The organism is Citrobacter sp. Cf088 (genome assembly GCF_030334295.1).
Classification (GTDB): Bacteria; Pseudomonadota; Gammaproteobacteria; order Enterobacterales; family Enterobacteriaceae; genus Citrobacter; species Citrobacter freundii.
The window spans coordinates 1-18,112 of the sequence record NZ_JAOWEE010000041.1 but is presented as its reverse complement, the minus strand read 5'-3'; the positions used below and the strand labels follow the sequence as shown (position 1 = coordinate 18,112).

36 protein-coding genes are annotated in these 18,112 nt (G+C 50.0%); 2 read left to right on the top strand and 34 right to left on the bottom strand.

The window, feature by feature from the left end; genetic code table 11:
* Window positions 1–82: 82 nt before the first annotated feature.
* Window positions 83–496, top strand: a complete 414-nt coding sequence (mscL, locus tag OGV71_RS07590) for a large-conductance mechanosensitive channel protein MscL (protein WP_003031152.1) — start codon at window positions 83–85, stop codon at window positions 494–496.
* Here the strand turns inward: mscL and arfA are convergent.
* From arfA to rpsJ, 31 genes are all read right to left on the bottom strand, one after another.
* Window positions 493–711: an alternative ribosome-rescue factor ArfA gene (gene arfA, locus OGV71_RS07585; protein WP_003828276.1), complete on the bottom strand. Its 219-nt coding sequence runs from the start codon at window positions 709–711 to the stop codon at window positions 493–495. The genes mscL and arfA overlap by 4 nt on opposite strands.
* Before the next feature lie 57 nt (window positions 712–768).
* Complete coding sequence (gene zntR / locus OGV71_RS07580) at window positions 769–1,194, bottom strand: Zn(2+)-responsive transcriptional regulator (RefSeq protein ID WP_286532994.1); 426 nt, start codon at window positions 1,192–1,194, stop codon at window positions 769–771.
* 10 nt (window positions 1,195–1,204) lie between these two features.
* On the bottom strand, window positions 1,205–1,573 hold the full coding sequence (locus OGV71_RS07575) for a DnaJ family domain-containing protein (RefSeq protein WP_061548305.1): 369 nt from the start codon (window positions 1,571–1,573) through the stop codon (window positions 1,205–1,207).
* A 107-nt stretch (window positions 1,574–1,680) separates the two neighbouring features.
* On the bottom strand, window positions 1,681–2,064 hold the full coding sequence (gene rplQ / locus OGV71_RS07570; RefSeq protein WP_001216370.1) for a 50S ribosomal protein L17: 384 nt from the start codon (window positions 2,062–2,064) through the stop codon (window positions 1,681–1,683).
* Window positions 2,065–2,104: 40 nt separating this feature from the next.
* Complete coding sequence (locus OGV71_RS07565; RefSeq protein ID WP_003031139.1) at window positions 2,105–3,094, bottom strand: DNA-directed RNA polymerase subunit alpha; 990 nt, start codon at window positions 3,092–3,094, stop codon at window positions 2,105–2,107.
* Window positions 3,095–3,119: 25 nt separating this feature from the next.
* Window positions 3,120–3,740, bottom strand: a complete 621-nt coding sequence (gene rpsD / locus OGV71_RS07560) for a 30S ribosomal protein S4 (RefSeq protein ID WP_003031138.1) — start codon at window positions 3,738–3,740, stop codon at window positions 3,120–3,122.
* A 33-nt stretch (window positions 3,741–3,773) separates the two neighbouring features.
* Window positions 3,774–4,163: a 30S ribosomal protein S11 gene (gene rpsK, locus OGV71_RS07555; RefSeq protein ID WP_003031137.1), complete on the bottom strand. Its 390-nt coding sequence runs from the start codon at window positions 4,161–4,163 to the stop codon at window positions 3,774–3,776.
* A 16-nt stretch (window positions 4,164–4,179) separates the two neighbouring features.
* Window positions 4,180–4,536: a 30S ribosomal protein S13 gene (gene rpsM / locus OGV71_RS07550; RefSeq protein WP_003031135.1), complete on the bottom strand. Its 357-nt coding sequence runs from the start codon at window positions 4,534–4,536 to the stop codon at window positions 4,180–4,182.
* A 146-nt stretch (window positions 4,537–4,682) separates the two neighbouring features.
* On the bottom strand, window positions 4,683–4,799 hold the full coding sequence (rpmJ, locus tag OGV71_RS07545) for a 50S ribosomal protein L36 (protein WP_000868187.1): 117 nt from the start codon (window positions 4,797–4,799) through the stop codon (window positions 4,683–4,685).
* A 30-nt stretch (window positions 4,800–4,829) separates the two neighbouring features.
* Window positions 4,830–6,161: a preprotein translocase subunit SecY gene (gene secY / locus OGV71_RS07540; RefSeq protein WP_001118864.1), complete on the bottom strand. Its 1,332-nt coding sequence runs from the start codon at window positions 6,159–6,161 to the stop codon at window positions 4,830–4,832.
* A 7-nt stretch (window positions 6,162–6,168) separates the two neighbouring features.
* Window positions 6,169–6,603 (bottom strand): 50S ribosomal protein L15, encoded by a 435-nt coding sequence (gene rplO, locus OGV71_RS07535; RefSeq protein WP_003031132.1) that lies wholly within the window; start codon window positions 6,601–6,603, stop codon window positions 6,169–6,171.
* Between the two features lie 3 nt (window positions 6,604–6,606).
* Window positions 6,607–6,786, bottom strand: coding sequence for a 50S ribosomal protein L30 (gene rpmD, locus OGV71_RS07530; protein ID WP_001140434.1), 180 nt, complete (start codon window positions 6,784–6,786; stop codon window positions 6,607–6,609).
* A 3-nt stretch (window positions 6,787–6,789) separates the two neighbouring features.
* The gene (gene rpsE, locus OGV71_RS07525) at window positions 6,790–7,293 is read right to left on the bottom strand and encodes a 30S ribosomal protein S5 (RefSeq protein WP_003031131.1); all 504 of its coding nucleotides are present in this window, start codon (window positions 7,291–7,293) and stop codon (window positions 6,790–6,792) included.
* 14 nt (window positions 7,294–7,307) lie between these two features.
* Complete coding sequence (rplR, locus tag OGV71_RS07520) at window positions 7,308–7,661, bottom strand: 50S ribosomal protein L18 (RefSeq protein WP_000358960.1); 354 nt, start codon at window positions 7,659–7,661, stop codon at window positions 7,308–7,310.
* A gap of 9 nt (window positions 7,662–7,670) precedes the next feature.
* Complete coding sequence (gene rplF / locus OGV71_RS07515) at window positions 7,671–8,204, bottom strand: 50S ribosomal protein L6 (protein ID WP_003031129.1); 534 nt, start codon at window positions 8,202–8,204, stop codon at window positions 7,671–7,673.
* 12 nt (window positions 8,205–8,216) lie between these two features.
* On the bottom strand, window positions 8,217–8,609 hold the full coding sequence (gene rpsH, locus OGV71_RS07510) for a 30S ribosomal protein S8 (RefSeq protein ID WP_003031127.1): 393 nt from the start codon (window positions 8,607–8,609) through the stop codon (window positions 8,217–8,219).
* A 30-nt stretch (window positions 8,610–8,639) separates the two neighbouring features.
* Window positions 8,640–8,945, bottom strand: coding sequence for a 30S ribosomal protein S14 (gene rpsN, locus OGV71_RS07505; RefSeq protein WP_003031125.1), 306 nt, complete (start codon window positions 8,943–8,945; stop codon window positions 8,640–8,642).
* Window positions 8,946–8,959: 14 nt separating this feature from the next.
* Window positions 8,960–9,499 (bottom strand): 50S ribosomal protein L5, encoded by a 540-nt coding sequence (gene rplE, locus OGV71_RS07500; RefSeq protein ID WP_003031123.1) that lies wholly within the window; start codon window positions 9,497–9,499, stop codon window positions 8,960–8,962.
* 14 nt (window positions 9,500–9,513) lie between these two features.
* Window positions 9,514–9,828 (bottom strand): 50S ribosomal protein L24, encoded by a 315-nt coding sequence (rplX, locus tag OGV71_RS07495; RefSeq protein ID WP_003031122.1) that lies wholly within the window; start codon window positions 9,826–9,828, stop codon window positions 9,514–9,516.
* 10 nt (window positions 9,829–9,838) lie between these two features.
* Window positions 9,839–10,210 carry a 50S ribosomal protein L14 gene (rplN, locus tag OGV71_RS07490; RefSeq protein WP_000613954.1) on the bottom strand — a complete coding sequence of 124 codons (372 nt, stop codon included), beginning with the start codon at window positions 10,208–10,210 and terminating at the stop codon, window positions 9,839–9,841.
* Window positions 10,211–10,373: 163 nt separating this feature from the next.
* Window positions 10,374–10,628 (bottom strand): 30S ribosomal protein S17, encoded by a 255-nt coding sequence (gene rpsQ, locus OGV71_RS07485; RefSeq protein WP_003031120.1) that lies wholly within the window; start codon window positions 10,626–10,628, stop codon window positions 10,374–10,376.
* Window positions 10,628–10,819, bottom strand: a complete 192-nt coding sequence (gene rpmC, locus OGV71_RS07480) for a 50S ribosomal protein L29 (RefSeq protein WP_000644742.1) — start codon at window positions 10,817–10,819, stop codon at window positions 10,628–10,630. The genes rpsQ and rpmC overlap by 1 nt, the downstream gene beginning before the upstream one ends.
* Window positions 10,819–11,229, bottom strand: coding sequence for a 50S ribosomal protein L16 (gene rplP, locus OGV71_RS07475; protein WP_000941208.1), 411 nt, complete (start codon window positions 11,227–11,229; stop codon window positions 10,819–10,821). The genes rpmC and rplP overlap by 1 nt, the downstream gene beginning before the upstream one ends.
* Before the next feature lie 12 nt (window positions 11,230–11,241).
* Window positions 11,242–11,943, bottom strand: coding sequence for a 30S ribosomal protein S3 (rpsC, locus tag OGV71_RS07470; protein WP_000529945.1), 702 nt, complete (start codon window positions 11,941–11,943; stop codon window positions 11,242–11,244).
* 17 nt (window positions 11,944–11,960) lie between these two features.
* A complete protein-coding gene (gene rplV, locus OGV71_RS07465; RefSeq protein ID WP_000448832.1) occupies window positions 11,961–12,293 on the bottom strand; it encodes a 50S ribosomal protein L22 in 333 nt (110 codons plus the stop codon).
* A gap of 14 nt (window positions 12,294–12,307) precedes the next feature.
* Complete coding sequence (gene rpsS, locus OGV71_RS07460) at window positions 12,308–12,586, bottom strand: 30S ribosomal protein S19 (RefSeq protein WP_001138115.1); 279 nt, start codon at window positions 12,584–12,586, stop codon at window positions 12,308–12,310.
* A 16-nt stretch (window positions 12,587–12,602) separates the two neighbouring features.
* Window positions 12,603–13,424, bottom strand: a complete 822-nt coding sequence (gene rplB, locus OGV71_RS07455; RefSeq protein ID WP_000301869.1) for a 50S ribosomal protein L2 — start codon at window positions 13,422–13,424, stop codon at window positions 12,603–12,605.
* A 17-nt stretch (window positions 13,425–13,441) separates the two neighbouring features.
* Window positions 13,442–13,744 (bottom strand): 50S ribosomal protein L23, encoded by a 303-nt coding sequence (rplW, locus tag OGV71_RS07450; protein WP_000617546.1) that lies wholly within the window; start codon window positions 13,742–13,744, stop codon window positions 13,442–13,444.
* Window positions 13,741–14,346: a 50S ribosomal protein L4 gene (gene rplD / locus OGV71_RS07445; protein ID WP_003031119.1), complete on the bottom strand. Its 606-nt coding sequence runs from the start codon at window positions 14,344–14,346 to the stop codon at window positions 13,741–13,743. Before rplD ends, rplW begins: the two co-directional genes overlap by 4 nt.
* A gap of 10 nt (window positions 14,347–14,356) precedes the next feature.
* Complete coding sequence (gene rplC / locus OGV71_RS07440) at window positions 14,357–14,986, bottom strand: 50S ribosomal protein L3 (RefSeq protein WP_003031117.1); 630 nt, start codon at window positions 14,984–14,986, stop codon at window positions 14,357–14,359.
* 32 nt (window positions 14,987–15,018) lie between these two features.
* Complete coding sequence (rpsJ, locus tag OGV71_RS07435) at window positions 15,019–15,330, bottom strand: 30S ribosomal protein S10 (RefSeq protein ID WP_001181005.1); 312 nt, start codon at window positions 15,328–15,330, stop codon at window positions 15,019–15,021.
* Between the two features lie 379 nt (window positions 15,331–15,709).
* On the opposite strand from rpsJ, the gene OGV71_RS07430 reads away from it, so the two are divergent.
* Window positions 15,710–16,177, top strand: coding sequence for a prepilin peptidase (locus tag OGV71_RS07430; protein ID WP_049002893.1), 468 nt, complete (start codon window positions 15,710–15,712; stop codon window positions 16,175–16,177).
* On the opposite strand, the gene bfr is transcribed toward OGV71_RS07430, so the two are convergent.
* The 3 genes from bfr to tuf all read right to left on the bottom strand — a co-directional run.
* Window positions 16,174–16,650 carry a bacterioferritin gene (gene bfr / locus OGV71_RS07425; protein ID WP_003031113.1) on the bottom strand — a complete coding sequence of 159 codons (477 nt, stop codon included), beginning with the start codon at window positions 16,648–16,650 and terminating at the stop codon, window positions 16,174–16,176. The genes OGV71_RS07430 and bfr overlap by 4 nt on opposite strands.
* Window positions 16,651–16,721: 71 nt before the next feature.
* Window positions 16,722–16,916, bottom strand: coding sequence for a bacterioferritin-associated ferredoxin (gene bfd / locus OGV71_RS07420; protein WP_003031111.1), 195 nt, complete (start codon window positions 16,914–16,916; stop codon window positions 16,722–16,724).
* Window positions 16,917–17,101: 185 nt separating this feature from the next.
* Window positions 17,102–18,112: elongation factor Tu (gene tuf, locus OGV71_RS07415; RefSeq protein ID WP_127674166.1), on the bottom strand; the 1,011-nt coding region annotated here is incomplete at its 5' end.

The window sequence follows — 18,112 nt, the reverse complement described above, 5'->3', positions numbered from 1 at the left end:
ATTTTCCTTTCGGCAATACATAAATGGAAATTGCCTAAACATTTGTTAAACTTATAAACGTCAGCTGCATAGGGAGAATAAAATGAGCATTATTAAAGAGTTTCGCGAATTCGCGATGCGCGGGAATGTTGTCGATTTGGCAGTGGGTGTCATTATTGGTGCGGCATTCGGTAAGATTGTTTCATCACTGGTTGCCGATATCATCATGCCGCCACTGGGGTTGTTAATTGGTGGAATTGATTTTAAACAGTTTGCTTTAACGCTACGTGATGCACAGGGAGACATCCCTGCCGTGGTCATGCATTACGGTGTATTTATTCAGAATGTCTTCGATTTCATTATTGTTGCGTTTGCTATCTTTATGGCAATCAAACTGATCAACAAACTGAACCGTAAAAAAGCGGAGGAGCCGGCAGCACCGCCAGCCCCATCAAAAGAAGAAGTATTACTGAGCGAAATTCGTGACCTGCTGAAAGAACAGAATAACCGCTCTTAAGCACTCACGGAAACAAGAAGGCCAGTGGTAAAAAAGTTAATTACTTTCTTGCCACTGGCCTCCCAGTTACCCCGATTGCCATGTTTACCTTTACGTAGATAACTTCCTTTCCCTTTCTTATTTTTCTCAACGCGCTGTCTGAACAGTGGGTCATGCAGAAGCGCCTCAATGGCGTTGTCCTTTATCTGCCCTTTGGTGTGCTGATAACGACTCATAATATCTCCAGTTTGAGGTAATTTAAGCCGGGAGTGTAGACCCGGCAGTTCAAGAAATCAACAGCCTGATGTTGTTCCACTGGCGCCTTGCTCTAGAGCTTCAAGAATAGAGCAGTACACGCTGCTGTGTGCCTTGCCGCAGCATGCATCATTCAATCGCTGCAGAGACCGCTGCATCGTCTGAAGTTCGGCAATACGAGCTTCGACTTCTTGCAGTCTTTCCTGGACGATCCCTTTTGATTCCTGACAGGTATGGTGTTCGGGATCAACACGGATCGAAAGCAATTCGCGGATCGACTCCAGAGTGAAACCAAGCTGGCGGGCATAACGAATAAACTTCAGGCACTGAAGATCGCTTTCTGTATAGAGCCGAAATCCGCCTTCAGTACGCACTTCATGCTCCATCATCTGCTGCTTTTCATAGTAGCGGATAGTATCTGGCGTCACGTCAGCCAGTTTCGCTATTTCACCAATTCGGTACATGCTCTCTCCGCTATTCATCGTTGATCTTTTTTAGCAGCTTATCTGCGTAGTCACCGCGCAAAAACTCGGTGCTGAGTCCAGCCTGCCGAAGTTTAAGTTCCAGCAGCGATAGTCTTCGGCTCACCTCCGGATAGCTTGGATCATCTTTGCGGATCCCCGCGAGTATTTCAAGCAGCTGTATTGCTTCTCTGCGTTGCTCGAGCTCAGGAGGAAGGCAACCTGCATTTTTTAATAAACGGTATCCGGCTCGGAGTTCAGGAGGGACATGGGTGTCATCGTCAAGAGTCAGCGGTTCGCCCGTTCCCGGTAAATCATCAAACTCACCTTTAGATTGTGCATCAATAATATGGCGCTCTGCCCACTGGTCCAGTAACCACATACAACACTCCAGGGGATGAACAAAAAGAGTACAGATATTGTAGATAAGTGGGGATATGACGGATATAAAAAAACCCGCCGAGGCGGGTTTTTTTACGTTACTACAGATTACTCTGCAGCAGCTTCTGTTTTCTCTGAACGATCAACCAGCTCGATGTATGCCATCGGCGCGTTGTCGCCTGCACGGAAACCACACTTCAGAATGCGAGTGTAACCACCGGCGCGGCTCGCGAAACGCGGGCCCAGTTCGTTAAACAGTTTTGCCACGATCTCGTTATCACGAGTACGGGCGAATGCCAGACGACGATTAGCTACGCTATCAGTCTTGGCAAGAGTAATCAGCGGCTCAACTACGCGACGCAGCTCTTTCGCTTTCGGCAGAGTCGTCTTGATGATTTCATGACGAACCAGTGAACCTGCCATATTGCGGAACATAGCCTGGCGATGGCTGCTGTTGCGGTTCAGTTGACGACCACTCTTACGATGGCGCATGACCTTATCCTTCTCAGTAAAACCTTAACCTGTGATCCGGTTACTCGTCAGCGATGCTTGCCGGTGGCCAGTTTTCCAGGCGCATGCCCAGAGACAGTCCACGGGAAGCCAGCACGTCTTTAATCTCGGTAAGAGATTTTTTACCAAGGTTAGGCGTCTTAAGAAGCTCAACCTCAGTACGCTGTACCAGATCACCGATATAGTGGATAGCTTCTGCTTTGAGGCAGTTAGCAGAGCGGACAGTCAATTCCAGATCGTCAACAGGGCGCAGCAGGATCGGATCGAATTCTGGTTTCTCTTCTTTAACTTCCGGCTGACGTACATCACGTAAATCAACGAAAGCTTCCAGTTGTTCAGCCAGAATGGTAGCCGCACGACGAATCGCCTCTTCAGGATCGATTGTGCCGTTGGTTTCCATTTCGATGACCAGCTTGTCCAGGTCGGTACGCTGTTCTACACGCGCTGCTTCAACATTGTAGGCAATACGCTCTACAGGGCTGTAGCATGCGTCGACCAGCAGACGGCCGATTGGGCGCTCATCTTCTTCCGAATGAATTCGGGTAGAAGCCGGCACATAACCACGACCGCGCTGAACTTTGATACGCATGCTAATAGATGCATTCTCATCGGTCAGGTGGCAGATCACGTGCTGTGGCTTGACGATTTCGACATCACCATCATGGGTAATGTCGGCTGCAGTCACAGGGCCAATGCCAGATTTATTCAAGGTAAGAATAACATCATCTTTACCCTGAACTCTCACCGCCAGCCCTTTCAGGTTGAGCAGGATTTCCAGGATATCTTCCTGAACGCCTTCTTTGGTGCTGTACTCATGTAGTACACCATCAATCTCAACCTCGGTCACCGCGCAACCCGGCATCGATGAGAGCAGAATACGGCGCAGTGCGTTACCCAAAGTATGGCCAAAGCCACGCTCTAAAGGCTCAAGGGTCACCTTGGCGTGCGTCGAACTCACTTGCTCGATATCTACCAGGCGCGGTTTTAGAAACTCTGTCACAGAACCCTGCATTGTGTCCTCTCTTTGGTACTAAGCTTTACTTGGAGTAAAGCTCGACGATCAGGTGTTCGTTAATGTCCGCAGACAGATCAGAACGCTCCGGCTTACGCTTGAACGTACCTTCCATCTTGCCAGCATCAACTTCCAGCCAGGTTGGCTTTTCACGCTGCTCAGCCAGCTCCAGAGCGGCTTTCACGCGAGACTGCTTCTTCGCTTTCTCACGAATGCTAACAACGTCATTCGGACTAACCTGATAAGAAGCGATGTTAACAACACGACCGTTTACCATAATTGCTTTATGGCTGACCAGCTGACGTGCTTCTGCACGAGTGGCACCGAAGCCCATACGGTATACAACGTTGTCCAGACGACCTTCCAGCAGACCCAACAGGTTTTCACCGGTGTTGCCTTTCAGACGTGCTGCTTCTTTGTAGTAGTTACGGAACTGACGCTCCAGCACACCGTAGATACGGCGAACTTTTTGCTTTTCACGCAACTGCACACCATAGTCAGACAGACGCGGTTTACGCGCACCGTGCTGGCCAGGAGCTTGTTCAATTTTACACTTGGTATCGATCGCGCGAACGCCAGACTTAAGGAATAAGTCAGTGCCCTCACGACGGCTCAGCTTGAGCTTAGGACCCAAATATCTTGCCATTTTCTTTCTCCAACAATCCTAGAAACGACAGCGTTATACGCGACGTTTTTTCGGCGGACGACAACCGTTATGAGGGATCGGAGTCACATCAGTAATATTAGTGATGCGGAAACCAGCGGCGTTCAGAGCACGAACAGTAGATTCGCGACCTGGACCCGGTCCTTTGACCATAACTTCCAGATTCTTGATACCGTATTCTTTTACGGCTTCAGCGCAACGCTCTGCTGCAACCTGAGCTGCAAACGGAGTGGATTTGCGAGAACCACGGAAACCGGAACCACCGGCTGTTGCCCAACCCAGTGCGTTACCCTGACGATCAGTAATGGTAACGATGGTGTTGTTAAAAGAAGCATGGATATGAGCCACGCCGTCAGAGACTTGTTTTCTTACACGTTTACGTGCACGAATTGGTGCCTTTGCCATTATTCAATCACCCCGATTATTTCTTGATCGGTTTGCGCGGACCCTTACGGGTACGTGCGTTGGTCTTGGTACGCTGACCGCGAACCGGGAGACCACGACGATGACGCAAACCGCGATAGCAACCAAGGTCCATAAGGCGCTTGATGCTCATGCTAACTTCACGGCGCAGATCACCTTCAACGACAAATTTGGCAACTTCGTCACGCAGCGTGTCGATTTGTTCTTCAGACAGCTCACTGATCTTAACATCTTCAGCGATACCCGCGGCAGCCAGAATGGCTTTAGAACGGGTCTTGCCGACGCCGTAGATCGAAGTTAATGCGATCACAGCATGTTTCTGATCAGGAATGTTAATGCCTGCTATACGGGCCACTATGCACTCCTACTATTTAATATGTACGCACCATGCTGAAAAGCCCGTTTTCAGGATACTCAAATGGAAACGCACAGACATACAAAAGATTGGCTGGCTAATCTAGCCAGCTCAACCCAACTTTGCAAGAAAAATATGCGAATAAATCAGCCTTGGCGCTGTTTATGCTTCGGCTCGGCACTGCAAATCACACGGATGACACCATCACGCTTAACGATTTTGCAGTTACGGCATAATTTCTTGACGGAAGCACGAACTTTCATTTTTACTCTCCGTAACTTCTCGGGCGACTGTTAACGGCCGTAGCCTTTCAGATTCGCCTTCTTCAATGCAGACTCGTACTGACTTGACATCATCAGAGTTTGCACTTGAGCCATAAAGTCCATAATCACGACAACAACGATAAGCAGTGAGGTCCCACCGAAGTAGAACGGTACTTTCATTGCATCACGCATGAACTCCGGGATCAGGCAGATAAAGGTAATGTAGAGCGCACCAACCAAAGTCAGGCGGGTCATTACTTTATCGATATACTTCGCCGTTTGCTCTCCCGGACGAATTCCTGGTACAAATGCACCGGACTTCTTCAGGTTATCTGCTGTTTCACGCGGGTTGAAAACCAACGCCGTGTAGAAGAAACAGAAGAATATGATTGCAGACGCATAGAGTAACACATAAAGCGGTTGCCCAGGCTGCAAATACAGCGAAATTGTTGTCAGCCAGTTCCAACCAGTCCCGCCCCCGAACCATGACGCGATGGTCGCCGGGAACAGAATAATACTGGAAGCGAAGATTGCCGGGATTACCCCCGCCATATTCACTTTCAGCGGTAAATGTGTGCTCTGTGCAGCATAGACACGACGACCTTGCTGACGTTTCGCGTAGTTTACCACAATGCGGCGTTGACCACGCTCAACAAATACAACAAAGAACGTCACTGCGAATACTAATACTGCAACCAACAGCAACACGAGGAAGTGCAGGTCGCCTTGACGCGCTTGCTCGATAGTATGGGCAATGGCTGGCGGGAGTCCCGCTACAATACCGGCGAAGATAATGATTGAGATACCGTTGCCGATACCACGTTCAGTAATCTGTTCACCCAACCACATCAGGAACATCGTCCCTGTAACCAGACTTACAACAGCGGTGAAATAGAATGCAAAGCCTGGGTTCATCACCAGGCCCTGCATACCAGGCATATTCGGCAGACCGGTAGCAATACCGATCGACTGGAATATTGCCAGCACCAGAGTACCGTAGCGGGTGTACTGGCTGATCTTACGACGACCAGACTCCCCTTCTTTCTTAATTTCTGCCAGCGTTGGATGAACCACCGTCAGCAGCTGGATAATGATCGACGCCGAAATATACGGCATGATCCCCAGAGCAAAGATAGAAGCACGGCTGAGAGCACCACCAGAGAACATGTTAAACATTTCAATGATGGTGCCTCGCTGTTGTTCAAGCAGTTTGGCAAGTACAGCGGCATCAATACCAGGGATCGGAATGAAAGAGCCAATACGGAACACAATCAGCGCGCCGATTACAAACAGCAGTCTGCGTTTCAGCTCGCCTAAGCCACCTTTGGCACTTTGAAAATCTAATCCCGGTTGTTTAGCCATCTGCTACTTATTCCTCGATTTTACCGCCAGCAGCTTCGATAGCAGCACGAGCGCCTTTAGTAACACGCAGGCCACGAACAGTTACCGGAGTAGTGACTTCACCAGCCAGGATCACTTTCGCGAACTCGATCTGGATACCGATAATGTTAGCTGCTTTCAGCGTGTTCAGGTCTACAACACCGCCTTCAACTTTAGCCAGGTCAGACAGACGAACTTCGGCTGTAATCGCTGCTTTACGTGAAGTGAAGCCGAATTTCGGCAGACGACGGTACAGAGGCATCTGACCACCCTCGAAACCGCGACGTACGCCACCGCCAGAACGAGACTTCTGACCTTTGTGACCACGACCACCGGTTTTACCGAGGCCAGAACCGATACCACGACCCAGGCGGCGAGCCGCTTTTTTAGAGCCTTCGGCCGGAGACAGAGTATTTAAACGCATCTCTTACTCCTCAACTTTAACCATGAAGGAAACCGCGTTGACCATACCACGAACAGCAGGAGTATCCTCGCGCTCTACGGTGTGACCAATACGACGCAGACCCAGGCCAAGCAGCGTTGCCTTGTGTTTCGGCAGACGACCGATTGCACTGCGGGTTTGAGTAATTTTAATAGTCTTTGCCATGGTTTATTTCCCCAGAATTTCTTCAACGGATTTACCACGCTTGGCAGCGACCATTTCCGGAGATTTCATATTTTCCAGGCCATCGATAGTTGCACGAACCACGTTAATCGGGTTAGTAGAACCATACGCTTTAGCCAGAACGTTACGAACTCCAGCGACTTCCAGAACGGCGCGCATTGCACCACCGGCGATGATACCGGTACCTTCGGAAGCCGGCTGCATGAATACACGAGAACCCGTGTGAGTACCCTTAACCGGGTGCTGCAGGGTGCCGTGGTTCAGCGCGACGTTAATCATATTGCGACGGGCTTTTTCCATCGCTTTCTGGATCGCTGCTGGAACTTCACGCGCTTTACCGTAACCAAAACCAACGCGACCGTTACCATCACCAACTACAGTCAGAGCTGTGAAGGAGAAAATACGACCACCTTTAACGGTTTTAGATACGCGGTTAACCGCGATCAGCTTTTCCTGCAGTTCGCCAGCTTGTTTTTCGATGTGAGCCATCTTACACCTCTACCTTAGAACTGAAGGCCAGCTTCACGGGCAGCATCTGCCAGTGCCTGGACACGACCATGATATTGGAACCCGGAACGGTCAAAAGAAACATCTTTGATGCCTTTTTCCAGAGCGCGTTCAGCAACAGCTTTACCTACAGCTGCAGCAGCGTCTTTGTTACCGGTGTACTTCAATTGTTCAGCGATAGCTTTTTCTACAGTAGAAGCAGCTACCAGAACTTCAGAACCGTTCGGTGCAATTACCTGTGCGTAAATATGACGCGGGGTACGATGTACCACCAGGCGAGTTGCACCCAGCTCCTGGAGCTTGCGGCGTGCGCGGGTCGCACGACGGATACGAGCAGATTTCTTATCCATAGTGTTACCTTACTTCTTCTTAGCCTCTTTGGTACGCACGACTTCGTCGGCGTAACGAACACCCTTGCCTTTATAAGGCTCAGGACGACGGTAGGCGCGCAGATCTGCTGCAACCTGACCGATCAGCTGTTTATCAGCGCCTTTCAGCACGATTTCAGTCTGAGACGGACATTCTGCAGTGATTCCCGCAGGCAGCTGATGGTCAACTGGGTGAGAGAAACCTAAAGCCAGGTTTACTACATTCCCTTTAACCGCTGCACGATAACCTACACCAACCAGCTGAAGCTTCTTAGTGAAGCCTTCGGTAACACCGACAACCATTGCATTCAGCAGGGCACGCGCGGTACCAGCCTGAGCCCATCCATCTGCGTAACCATCACGCGGACCGAAGGTCAGTGCATTATCTGCATGATTTACTGCAACAGCATCGTTGAGAGTACGAGTCAGCTCGCCGTTTTTACCTTTGATCGTAATAACCTGACCGTTGATTTTTACATCAACGCCGGCAGGAATAACGACCGGTGCTTTAGCAACACGAGACATTTTTTCCTCCGATTAGGCTACGTAGCAGATAATTTCGCCACCAAGACCAGCCTGGCGCGCTGCACGATCAGTCATAACACCTTTAGAGGTAGAAACAACTGCGATACCCATGCCAGCCATAACTTTCGGCAGCTCGTCTTTACGCTTATAAATGCGCAGACCTGGGCGACTGACACGCTGAATGCTTTCTACAACAGCTTTACCCTGGAAATACTTGAGAGTAAGTTCCAGTTCCGGCTTGGTGTCGCCTTCAACTTTAAAATCTTCAATAAAACCTTCTTCCTTCAGCACGTTGGCAATTGCCACTTTCAGCTTGGAGGAAGGCATGGTGACCGCAGCTTTATTCGCGGCCTGACCGTTACGGATACGGGTCAGCATATCCGCGATCGGATCTTGCATGCTCATCTGTCTTTACTCCCGTGATTCAATTGGTAATTACCAGCTAGCCTTTTTCAAGCCTGGTACTTCACCGCGCATGGCGGCTTCACGCAGTTTGATACGGCTCAACCCGAACTTGCCCACATAGCCATGCGGACGACCTGTTTGACGGCAGCGGTTACGCTGACGGGACGGGCTGGAATCACGCGGCAGAGACTGCAGCTTGAGAACTGCGTTCCAACGATCTTCGTCGGTCGCGTTCACATCAGAGATAATAGCTTTCAGTTCAGCGCGTTTTGCGAAGTACTTATCAGCTAAAGCTACGCGCTTTACTTCGCGTGCTTTCATTGATTGCTTAGCCATTCAGTAACCCTACCTTACTTGCGGAACGGGAAGTCAAAGGCAGCCAGCAGAGCACGGCCTTCTTCATCAGATTTCGCAGTAGTGGTAATGGTAATATCCAAACCACGCACGCGGTCGACTTTATCGTAGTCGATTTCTGGGAAGATGATCTGCTCACGGACACCCATGCTGTAGTTACCACGACCGTCGAAAGACTTAGCGGACAAGCCACGGAAGTCACGGATACGTGGAACAGCAATAGTGATCAGGCGCTCAAAGAACTCCCACATGCGTTCGCCACGCAGAGTTACTTTACAGCCGATCGGATAGCCCTGACGGATTTTGAAGCCTGCAACTGATTTGCGTGCTTTGGTGATCAGCGGTTTTTGACCGGAGATTGCTGTCAGGTCAGCTGCTGCGTTATCCAGCAGTTTCTTGTCAGCGATCGCTTCACCAACACCCATGTTCAGGGTGATCTTCTCGACCCGAGGGACTTGCATGACAGAATTGTAGTTAAACTCAGTCATGAGTTTAGCGACTACTTCGTCTTTGTAGTAATCATGCAGTTTCGCCATCGTACTACTCCAAATTACTTGATAGTTTCGCTGTTAGATTTGAAGAAACGGACTTTTTTGCCGTCTTCGAATCTAAAGCCTACACGGTCAGCCTTGCCGGTTGCCGCGTTGAAGATAGCAAGGTTAGAGATCTGAATAGCTGCTTCTTTCTCTACGATGCCGCCTGGTTGGTTCAGGGCCGGAACCGGCTTCTGATGTTTCTTAACCAGGTTGATACCTTCAACAATGACCTTGCCGGAAGACAGGACATTCTTAACTTTACCGCGTTTACCTTTATCTTTACCGGTTAACACGATAACTTCGTCATCACGACGGATCTTCGCTGCCATGATTCGCTCCTTAGAGTACTTCTGGTGCCAGAGAGATAATTTTCATGAACTTCTCGTTACGAAGTTCACGAGTTACCGGCCCAAAAATACGCGTACCGATAGGTTGCTCGCTGTTATTGTTTAAAATAACGCATGCATTACCATCGAAGCGAATGACAGAACCGTCCGGGCGACGAACACCCTTCTTGGTGCGCACCACTACCGCCTTCAGCACATCACCTTTTTTGACCTTACCACGCGGAATTGCTTCCTTGATGGTGATCTTGATGATATCGCCGACGCCTGCGTAGCGACGGTGCGAGCCACCCAGAACCTTGATACACATTACGCGACGTGCACCGGAGTTGTCGGCGACGTTCAGCATAGTCTGTTCTTGGATCATTTTAGTGCTCCGCTAATGTCAACTACTACTGAGACCCGAAAATCAGGTCGTTAAAAAAGCCCCATATCGGGGGCGCGGCATTATAACACCGCTTCAACGATATGGGTAGAAAAAATAAACGGCTCATCGCTGAGCCGTTTATTCGTTGAGAATGCCTACTGTATTACAGAACGGCTTTCTCTACAACGCGAACCAGCGTCCAGGACTTAGTCTTGGACAGCGGACGGCATTCGCGGATTTCAACCACGTCACCAGTACCGCATTCGTTGTTCTCGTCATGTACGTGCAGTTTGGTCGTACGCTTAATGAATTTACCGTAGATCGGGTGTTTCACAAAACGTTCGATAGCAACAACGATGGATTTCTCCATTTTATCGCTAACAACGCGACCTTGCAGAGTACGGATTTTATCGGTCATTACGCACCCGCCTTCTCAGTCAGTAAAGTCTTAACGCGTGCGACGTCACGACGCACTTGCTTCAACAGGTGAGACTGTTGCAGCTGGCCACTTGCAGCCTGCATACGCAGGTTGAACTGCTCACGCAGCAGATTCAGCAGCTCGGTGTTCAGCTCTTCAACACTCTTCTCACGCAGCTCTTTTGCTTTCATTACATCACCGTCTTAGTTACAAAGGTGGTTTTAATCGGCAGTTTCGCTGCTGCCAGCTTGAATGCTTCACGGGCCAGCTCTTCCGGTACGCCGTCCATTTCATACAGGACTTTACCCGGCTGAATCAAGGCAACCCAATACTCCACGTTACCTTTACCTTTACCCATACGCACTGCCAGCGGCTTTTCAGTGATCGGTTTGTCCGGGAATACACGGATCCAGATCTTACCTTGACGCTTAACTGCACGGGTCATAGCACGACGTGCTGCTTCGATCTGACGGGCAGTCAGACGACCACGGCCAACAGCTTTCAGACCGAAGCTGCCGAAGCTAACATCCGCGCCAGCAGCCAGACCGCGGTTACGGCCTTTGTGCATTTTACGGAATTTTGTACGCTTTGGTTGTAACATCAGCGACGCTCCTTATTTACGGCCTTTACGCTGCTGCTTTTTAGGTTGAGCAGCCGGTTTTTCCGGTTGTTCAACAGCAGCCATACCACCCAGGATCTCGCCTTTGAAGATCCACACTTTAACGCCGATTACACCGTAAGTGGTGTGCGCTTCAGAGGTGTTGTAGTCGATGTCAGCACGCAGAGTGTGCAGAGGTACGCGACCTTCGCGGTACCATTCGGTACGTGCGATTTCCGCGCCGCCCAGACGGCCGCTAACTTCAACTTTGATACCTTTAGCGCCCAGACGCATTGCGTTCTGTACAGCACGCTTCATAGCACGACGGAACATAACACGACGTTCCAGCTGAGAAGTGATGCTGTCAGCAACCAATTTTGCGTCCAGTTCAGGCTTACGCACTTCGGCGATATTGATCTGAGCAGGAACGCCAGCAATATCCGCTACGACTTTGCGCAGTTTTTCTACGTCTTCGCCTTTCTTACCGATAACGATACCCGGGCGAGCGGTGTGAATGGTCACACGGATGCTCTTAGCCGGACGCTCGATAACGATACGAGATACAGACGCTTTAGCCAGTTCCTTAGTCAGGTACTGACGTACTTTAAAATCGCTGTCCAGGTTGTCAGCGAATTCTTTGGTGTTCGCAAACCAGGTTGAGTTCCATGGTTTTACAATACCCAGGCGAATACCATTAGGATGTACTTTCTGACCCATTGCTAGTCTCCAGAGTCTCAGCGATCGGACACAACCACAGTAATGTGGCTGGTGCGCTTCAGGATGCGATCTGCACGACCTTTTGCACGCGGCATAATGCGCTTCATGCTCGGGCCTTCGTCTACGAAAATTTTCGTAACTTTCAGATCGTCAATGTCAGCGCCATCGTTGTGTTCAGCGTTAGCAATGGCAGATTCCAGGACTTTCTTAACCAGTACAGCCGCTTTCTTATTGGTGTAGGTCAGAATATCCAGAGCCTGCGACACTTTCTTACCGCGAATCAGGTCTGCAACAAGGCGAACCTTCTGAGCAGAAGAACGAGCATGGCGATGTTGAGCTAAAGTTTCCATCTCTTCCTCCTACCTTATTTCTTCTTCGCTTTTTTATCAGCAGCGTGGCCGCGATAAGTACGAGTCGGTGCGAATTCACCCAGTTTGTGACCGACCATTTCGTCGGAAACAAATACCGGAACGTGCTGACGACCATTATGGACAGCGATGGTCAAACCGATCATGTTAGGAAAGATCGTTGAACGACGGGACCAAGTGCGCAGGGGCTTCTTGTCTCCGCTTTCCACCGCTTTCTCTACCTTCTTCAGCAAGTGCAGGTCAATAAAAGGACCTTTCTTGAGAGAACGTGGCATGGCTTATCCTCTAAAATTATTTGCTACGGCGACGTACGATGAATTTATCAGTACGCTTGTTGCTGCGGGTCTTCTTACCTTTGGTCTGAACGCCCCACGGAGTTACCGGGTGCTTACCAAAGTTACGACCTTCACCACCACCATGTGGGTGGTCGACTGGGTTCATCGCAGTACCGCGAACGGTAGGACGAACACCACGCCAGCGTGCAGCACCTGCTTTACCCAGAACGCGCAGCATATGCTCAGCATTGCCAACTTCGCCCAGAGTTGCACGGCAGTCTGCTTCGACTTTACGCATTTCACCAGAACGCAGACGCAGGGTGACATAAGCACCATCACGAGCAACGATCTGAACGTAAGTACCAGCGGAACGTGCCAGCTGACCGCCTTTACCTGGTTTCATTTCTACGTTATGAACGGTAGAACCAACCGGGATATTGCGCATCGGCAGGGTGTTACCTGCTTTGATTGCAGCATCAACGCCAGACTGAATCTGGTCGCCAGCTTTCAGGCCTTTAGGGGCCAGAATGTAACGGCGTTCACCGTCTTTGTACAGAACCAGCGCGATGTTCGCGGAGCGGTTCGGATCGTACTCAAGACGTTCAACAACTGCCGGGATACCGTCTTTGTTGCGTTTGAAGTCAACAATACGATAAGCCTGCTTGTGACCACCACCGATGTGACGAGTGGTGATACGGCCATTGTTGTTACGACCACCGGATTTGCTGTTTTTTTCAACCAGCGGAGCAAAAGGTTTGCCCTTGTGCAGCTCTGGGTTGACCACTTTAACAACGTGGCGACGACCCGGAGATGTCGGTTTACATTTAACAACTGCCATTGTATTACTCCTCCGACTTACTCAGCGCCGCCGACGAAGTCCAGATTCTGGCCTTCCTTCAGGGTGACGTAAGCTTTTTTCCAGTCGCTACGACGACCGATACGCTGTCCGTGACGTTTAACTTTCCCTTTAACTACCAGGGTGTTAACGACTTCGACTTCGACTTCAAACAGTTTCTGCACAGCAGCTTTGATTTCTGCTTTGGTCGCGTCTTTAGCAACTTTGAGAACGATGGTGTTAGTTTTTTCCATCGCAGTAGACGCTTTTTCAGAAACGTGCGGTGCGCGCAGCACTTTCAGCAGACGTTCTTCACGAATCATGCCAGCATCTCCTCAACTTGCTTAACAGCATCAGCAGTCATTACGACTTTGTCGAAGGCGATCAGGCTAACCGGGTCGATACCAGTTGCATCGCGTACGTCAACCTTGTGCAGGTTGCGCGCAGCCAGGAACAGGTTTTCGTCCAGCTCACCGGTGATGATCAGCACATCTTCCAGAGCCATGTCTTTCAGTTTCTGTGCCAGCAGCTTAGTTTTAGGCGCTTCTACAGAGAATGATTCGACAACGATCAGACGATCCTGACGTACCAGTTCGGACAGAATGCTTTTCAGCGCGCCGCGGTACATCTTTTTGTTAACTTTTTGACTGTGGTCCTGTGGACGAGCAGCGAAGGTCACGCCACCTGAACGCCAGATCGGGCTCTTGATAGAACCTGAACGCGCACGGCCGGTACCTTTCTGGCGCCACGGCTTTTTGCCTGAACCAGTTACTTCAGCACGAGTCTTCTGAGCACGAGTACCCTGACGAGCACCAGCTGCATAAGCAACAACAACCTGGTGAACCAGCGCTTCGTTGAAATCACGACCGAAGGTAGTTTCGGAAACAGTCAGCGCGCTCTGCGCGTCTTTCAATACTAATTCCATTGCTATCCCCTTACGCCTTCACAGCTGGTTTAACGATCAGGTCGCAACCGGTCGCACCCGGAACACCACCTTTAACCAGCAGCAGGTTGCGCTCAGCGTCAACACGTACTACGTCCAGGCTCTGAACGGTTACACGTTCGTTGCCCAGCTGACCTGCCATTTTCTTGCCTTTGAACACTTTGCCCGGAGTCTGGTTCTGACCGATAGAACCCGGAACGCGGTGAGACAAGGAGTTACCGTGAGTAGCGTCCTGGGTACGGAAGTTCCAGCGCTTAACGGTACCAGCGAAACCTTTACCTTTAGAGGTACCGGTTACGTCAACTTTTTTAACGTCAGCAAACAGTTCAACGCTAATGTTCTGACCAACGGTGTATTCTTCACCATCTGCCAGACGGAACTCCCACAGGCCGCGGCCAGCTTCTACGCCAGCTTTAGCAAAGTGGCCAGCTTCCGGCTTAGTTACGCGGTTAGCTTTTTTAGCACCGGTGGTAACCTGAACAGCGCGATAGCCATCGTTAGCCAGATCTTTAACCTGAGTAACGCGGTTTGCTTCAACTTCGATAACGGTTACTGGGATAGATACGCCATCTTCAGTGAAGATGCGGGTCATACCCACTTTTTTACCGACTAAACCAATCATTGTATCAACCTCTCAATCGCTCGATGACCTGATTAACCCAGGCTGATCTGCACGTCTACACCGGCAGCCAGGTCCAGACGCATCAGAGCATCAACGGTTTTTTCAGTTGGCTCAACGATGTCAACCAGACGCTTGTGAGTACGGATCTCGTACTGATCACGCGCGTCTTTGTTGACGTGCGGGGAGATCAGAACGGTGAAACGCTCTTTGCGGGTCGGCAGCGGGATCGGACCACGAACCTGCGCACCAGTGCGCTTGGCAGTCTCGACGATTTCCGCGGTTGATTGATCGATCAGACGATGATCAAACGCTTTCAAACGGATACGGATTCTTTGGTTCTGCATGAGACCAGAGCTCCAATTATTTTATAGACGAAATAGTTACTCCTCAAACCCATTACGATTGATGGGAGAGTGTAACCGTTCTTACAGAGTTCCCCGATTGGGAACATTGTCTGGTATTGCTTTCGCAGTACCGGTGGCTCATATCGAACCGCTGTCAATATTAGACAAGCCCGCGCATTATACGTAAATCTCAGTCTTAAGCAAGTGCCGCGTAGAAATTAATCACTCGTTCATAAATGCGGGCCTCCTTCCACTCTGATTGTATGTCCTGTGATGCAACGCGTTTTCCGTGGAAGAGAGCATCCATAACTCACATCCCGGACTTGTAGGGCCGGCGGGCTTACCCGAAGGTAAACTCTTTAGCAAATGAGATTTGCCCATGTACATCGACCTCCCCTTTCTGCTGATTTATGTTTCGCTATCAGGGTTGCTCTTAGTCCATGACCTGCGTACCGGGTTGCTGCCCGACAAATTTACCTGCCCTCTTTTGTGGGGCGGTCTTATTTATCATCAGTGCTGCAGACCTGCACAGTTATCCGACGCGCTTTGGGGTGCCGTAGCGGGCTATGGGGTATTTGCTTTGTTCTACTGGGGGTATCGTTTGATATGCCGACAGGAAGGATTAGGCTTTGGTGACGTCAAATTTCTTGCCGCACTGGGCGCATGGCATCGCTGGGAATCATTGCCACTGTTGGTTTTACTTGCCACGGGCATGGCATGTTGTCTCACCGGGATTTCTTGCGTCCGTTACGGGAGACAGATGCTAAAAAACCCGCTGCCTTTTGGGCCATATCTGGCGGCTGCGGGTTTCGTTATTGGCTGGGTAAATCTGATACAGGGCGGTTAGTCACTGACTTTAATTTGCGATTGCAGATAATTTTGCAAGCCAAGTTTTGCAATCAGGTCCAGCTCAGTTTCGAGCCAGTCAATATGCCCTTCTTCTTCAGTCAGGATCTCGATCATCATGTCCCGGCTGACATAATCATGAACGCTATCGGCATAGGCAATGGCTTCACGCAGATCTTTCGCCCCATCCAACTCGAGTCGAAGATCGGATTGCAGCATCTCTTCAACGTCTTCGCCAATACCCAACTTGCCAAGATCCTGCAAGTTCGGGAGCCCTTCTAAGAATAAAATACGCTCGATATATTTATCAGCGTGTTTCATCTCATCGATAGATTCATGGTACTCAACATCATTGAGGCGAGTCAGTCCCCAGTTTTTAAACATACGAGCATGGAGAAAATACTGGTTGATCGCGACAAGCTCATTTCCCAATAGTTTATTGAGATAATTTATGATTTTAACATCACCTTTCATTTTATAGTCCCTCCGCTTCCACTCTTAGAGCGTAGATGGGGCTACAGGGATGTCAAAAAAAAGAGTGTGACTTAGGCGATCTCTTTAAATTCTGGCATTTGCGTTAATTCATCCTGCATGACTTCACGGGCAGCACGAATGCACTTACCGCATTGATTTCCTACAGGAATAAATTTACGTAATTGCTGAAAGGACTGAGGGTGAAACTGGCGAACAGCCTGACGTATTTTTTTATCACTTATCGCATTACACAAACAAACGTACATGATCGCTCCCGTTCAATTTCTGCGCAAAGTGTAAATGAGAATAGTTATGATTACAATAGCACAGCGCTATTTACGCGGCGGGAGAATGAATAAAAAATGCGAATAAATATGACAGCTACTAAATTGCAGGCAGCAAAAAGGGCGCCGAAGCGCCCTTTTTAAGCTCAAAGCTAATTAATCAATAATTAGCTCATTACTTTAGCAACAACGCCCGCACCAACAGTACGGCCGCCTTCACGGATTGCGAAACGCAGACCGTCGTCCATCGCGATCGGGTGGATCAGGGTAACAACCATTTTGATGTTGTCGCCCGGCATTACCATCTCTACGCCTTCCGGCAGTTCGATGGTACCAGTCACGTCAGTAGTACGGAAGTAGAACTGCGGACGGTAGCCTTTGAAGAACGGAGTATGACGGCCGCCTTCGTCTTTGGACAGAATGTACACTTCAGATTCGAACTTGGTGTGCGGCTTGATAGAGCCCGGCTTAGCCAGTACCTGACCACGTTCGATTTCTTCACGTTTGATACCACGCAGCAGAACACCAACGTTCTCACCAGCACGGCCTTCGTCCAGCAGTTTGCGGAACATTTCAACGCCAGTACAGGTAGACTTAGCAGTCTCTTTGATACCAACGATTTCAACTTCTTCACCAACTTTGATGATACCGCGCTCTACACGACCGGTAACAACGGTACCACGACCGGAGATGGAGAATACGTCTTCGATAGGCAGCAGGAACGGCTTGTCAATCGCACGCTCTGGTTCTGGAATGTAAGAATCCAGGAAGCCAGCCAGTTCGATGATTTTCGCTTCCCACTCTGCTTCGCCTTCCAGCGCTTTCAGAGCAGAACCACGAACGATCGGAGTGTCGTCGCCCGGGAAATCGTACTGAGACAGAAGTTCACGAACTTCCATTTCTACCAGTTCCAGCAGCTCTTCGTCATCAACCATGTCGCATTTGTTCAGGAACACGATGATGTACGGAACGCCTACCTGACGACCCAGCAGGATGTGCTCACGAGTCTGCGGCATCGGGCCGTCAGTCGCAGCAACAACCAGGATCGCGCCGTCCATCTGCGCAGCACCGGTGATCATGTTTTTAACATAGTCGGCGTGGCCCGGGCAGTCTACGTGTGCGTAGTGGCGAGTCGGGGTGTCATATTCAACGTGAGAAGTGTTGATGGTGATACCACG

Excerpts from the sequence above, each read along its gene's own strand:
- mscL (WP_003031152.1), top strand. The coding sequence starts at position 83 with ATGAGCATTATTAAAGAGTTTCGCGAATTCGCGATGCGCGGGAATGTT.
- arfA (WP_003828276.1), bottom strand. The coding sequence starts at position 711 with ATGAGTCGTTATCAGCACACCAAAGGGCAGATAAAGGACAACGCCATT.
- zntR (WP_286532994.1), bottom strand. The coding sequence starts at position 1,194 with ATGTACCGAATTGGTGAAATAGCGAAACTGGCTGACGTGACGCCAGAT.
- OGV71_RS07575 (WP_061548305.1), bottom strand. The coding sequence starts at position 1,573 with ATGTGGTTACTGGACCAGTGGGCAGAGCGCCATATTATTGATGCACAA.
- rplQ (WP_001216370.1), bottom strand. The coding sequence starts at position 2,064 with ATGCGCCATCGTAAGAGTGGTCGTCAACTGAACCGCAACAGCAGCCAT.
- OGV71_RS07565 (WP_003031139.1), bottom strand. The coding sequence starts at position 3,094 with ATGCAGGGTTCTGTGACAGAGTTTCTAAAACCGCGCCTGGTAGATATC.
- rpsD (WP_003031138.1), bottom strand. The coding sequence starts at position 3,740 with ATGGCAAGATATTTGGGTCCTAAGCTCAAGCTGAGCCGTCGTGAGGGC.
- rpsK (WP_003031137.1), bottom strand. The coding sequence starts at position 4,163 with ATGGCAAAGGCACCAATTCGTGCACGTAAACGTGTAAGAAAACAAGTC.
- rpmJ (WP_000868187.1), bottom strand. The coding sequence starts at position 4,799 with ATGAAAGTTCGTGCTTCCGTCAAGAAATTATGCCGTAACTGCAAAATC.
- secY (WP_001118864.1), bottom strand. The coding sequence starts at position 6,161 with ATGGCTAAACAACCGGGATTAGATTTTCAAAGTGCCAAAGGTGGCTTA.
- rplO (WP_003031132.1), bottom strand. The coding sequence starts at position 6,603 with ATGCGTTTAAATACTCTGTCTCCGGCCGAAGGCTCTAAAAAAGCGGCT.
- rpmD (WP_001140434.1), bottom strand. The coding sequence starts at position 6,786 with ATGGCAAAGACTATTAAAATTACTCAAACCCGCAGTGCAATCGGTCGT.
- rpsE (WP_003031131.1), bottom strand. The coding sequence starts at position 7,293 with ATGGCTCACATCGAAAAACAAGCTGGCGAACTGCAGGAAAAGCTGATC.
- rplR (WP_000358960.1), bottom strand. The coding sequence starts at position 7,661 with ATGGATAAGAAATCTGCTCGTATCCGTCGTGCGACCCGCGCACGCCGC.
- rplF (WP_003031129.1), bottom strand. The coding sequence starts at position 8,204 with ATGTCTCGTGTTGCTAAAGCACCGGTCGTTATTCCTGCCGGCGTTGAT.
- rpsH (WP_003031127.1), bottom strand. The coding sequence starts at position 8,609 with ATGAGCATGCAAGATCCGATCGCGGATATGCTGACCCGTATCCGTAAC.
- rpsN (WP_003031125.1), bottom strand. The coding sequence starts at position 8,945 with ATGGCTAAGCAATCAATGAAAGCACGCGAAGTAAAGCGCGTAGCTTTA.
- rplE (WP_003031123.1), bottom strand. The coding sequence starts at position 9,499 with ATGGCGAAACTGCATGATTACTACAAAGACGAAGTAGTCGCTAAACTC.
- rplX (WP_003031122.1), bottom strand. The coding sequence starts at position 9,828 with ATGGCAGCGAAGATCCGTCGTGATGACGAAGTTATCGTGTTAACCGGT.
- rplN (WP_000613954.1), bottom strand. The coding sequence starts at position 10,210 with ATGATCCAAGAACAGACTATGCTGAACGTCGCCGACAACTCCGGTGCA.
- rpsQ (WP_003031120.1), bottom strand. The coding sequence starts at position 10,628 with ATGACCGATAAAATCCGTACTCTGCAAGGTCGCGTTGTTAGCGATAAA.
- rpmC (WP_000644742.1), bottom strand. The coding sequence starts at position 10,819 with ATGAAAGCAAAAGAGCTGCGTGAGAAGAGTGTTGAAGAGCTGAACACC.
- rplP (WP_000941208.1), bottom strand. The coding sequence starts at position 11,229 with ATGTTACAACCAAAGCGTACAAAATTCCGTAAAATGCACAAAGGCCGT.
- rpsC (WP_000529945.1), bottom strand. The coding sequence starts at position 11,943 with ATGGGTCAGAAAGTACATCCTAATGGTATTCGCCTGGGTATTGTAAAA.
- rplV (WP_000448832.1), bottom strand. The coding sequence starts at position 12,293 with ATGGAAACTTTAGCTCAACATCGCCATGCTCGTTCTTCTGCTCAGAAG.
- rpsS (WP_001138115.1), bottom strand. The coding sequence starts at position 12,586 with ATGCCACGTTCTCTCAAGAAAGGTCCTTTTATTGACCTGCACTTGCTG.
- rplB (WP_000301869.1), bottom strand. The coding sequence starts at position 13,424 with ATGGCAGTTGTTAAATGTAAACCGACATCTCCGGGTCGTCGCCACGTT.
- rplW (WP_000617546.1), bottom strand. The coding sequence starts at position 13,744 with ATGATTCGTGAAGAACGTCTGCTGAAAGTGCTGCGCGCACCGCACGTT.
- rplD (WP_003031119.1), bottom strand. The coding sequence starts at position 14,346 with ATGGAATTAGTATTGAAAGACGCGCAGAGCGCGCTGACTGTTTCCGAA.
- rplC (WP_003031117.1), bottom strand. The coding sequence starts at position 14,986 with ATGATTGGTTTAGTCGGTAAAAAAGTGGGTATGACCCGCATCTTCACT.
- rpsJ (WP_001181005.1), bottom strand. The coding sequence starts at position 15,330 with ATGCAGAACCAAAGAATCCGTATCCGTTTGAAAGCGTTTGATCATCGT.
- OGV71_RS07430 (WP_049002893.1), top strand. The coding sequence starts at position 15,710 with ATGTACATCGACCTCCCCTTTCTGCTGATTTATGTTTCGCTATCAGGG.
- bfr (WP_003031113.1), bottom strand. The coding sequence starts at position 16,650 with ATGAAAGGTGATGTTAAAATCATAAATTATCTCAATAAACTATTGGGA.
- bfd (WP_003031111.1), bottom strand. The coding sequence starts at position 16,916 with ATGTACGTTTGTTTGTGTAATGCGATAAGTGATAAAAAAATACGTCAG.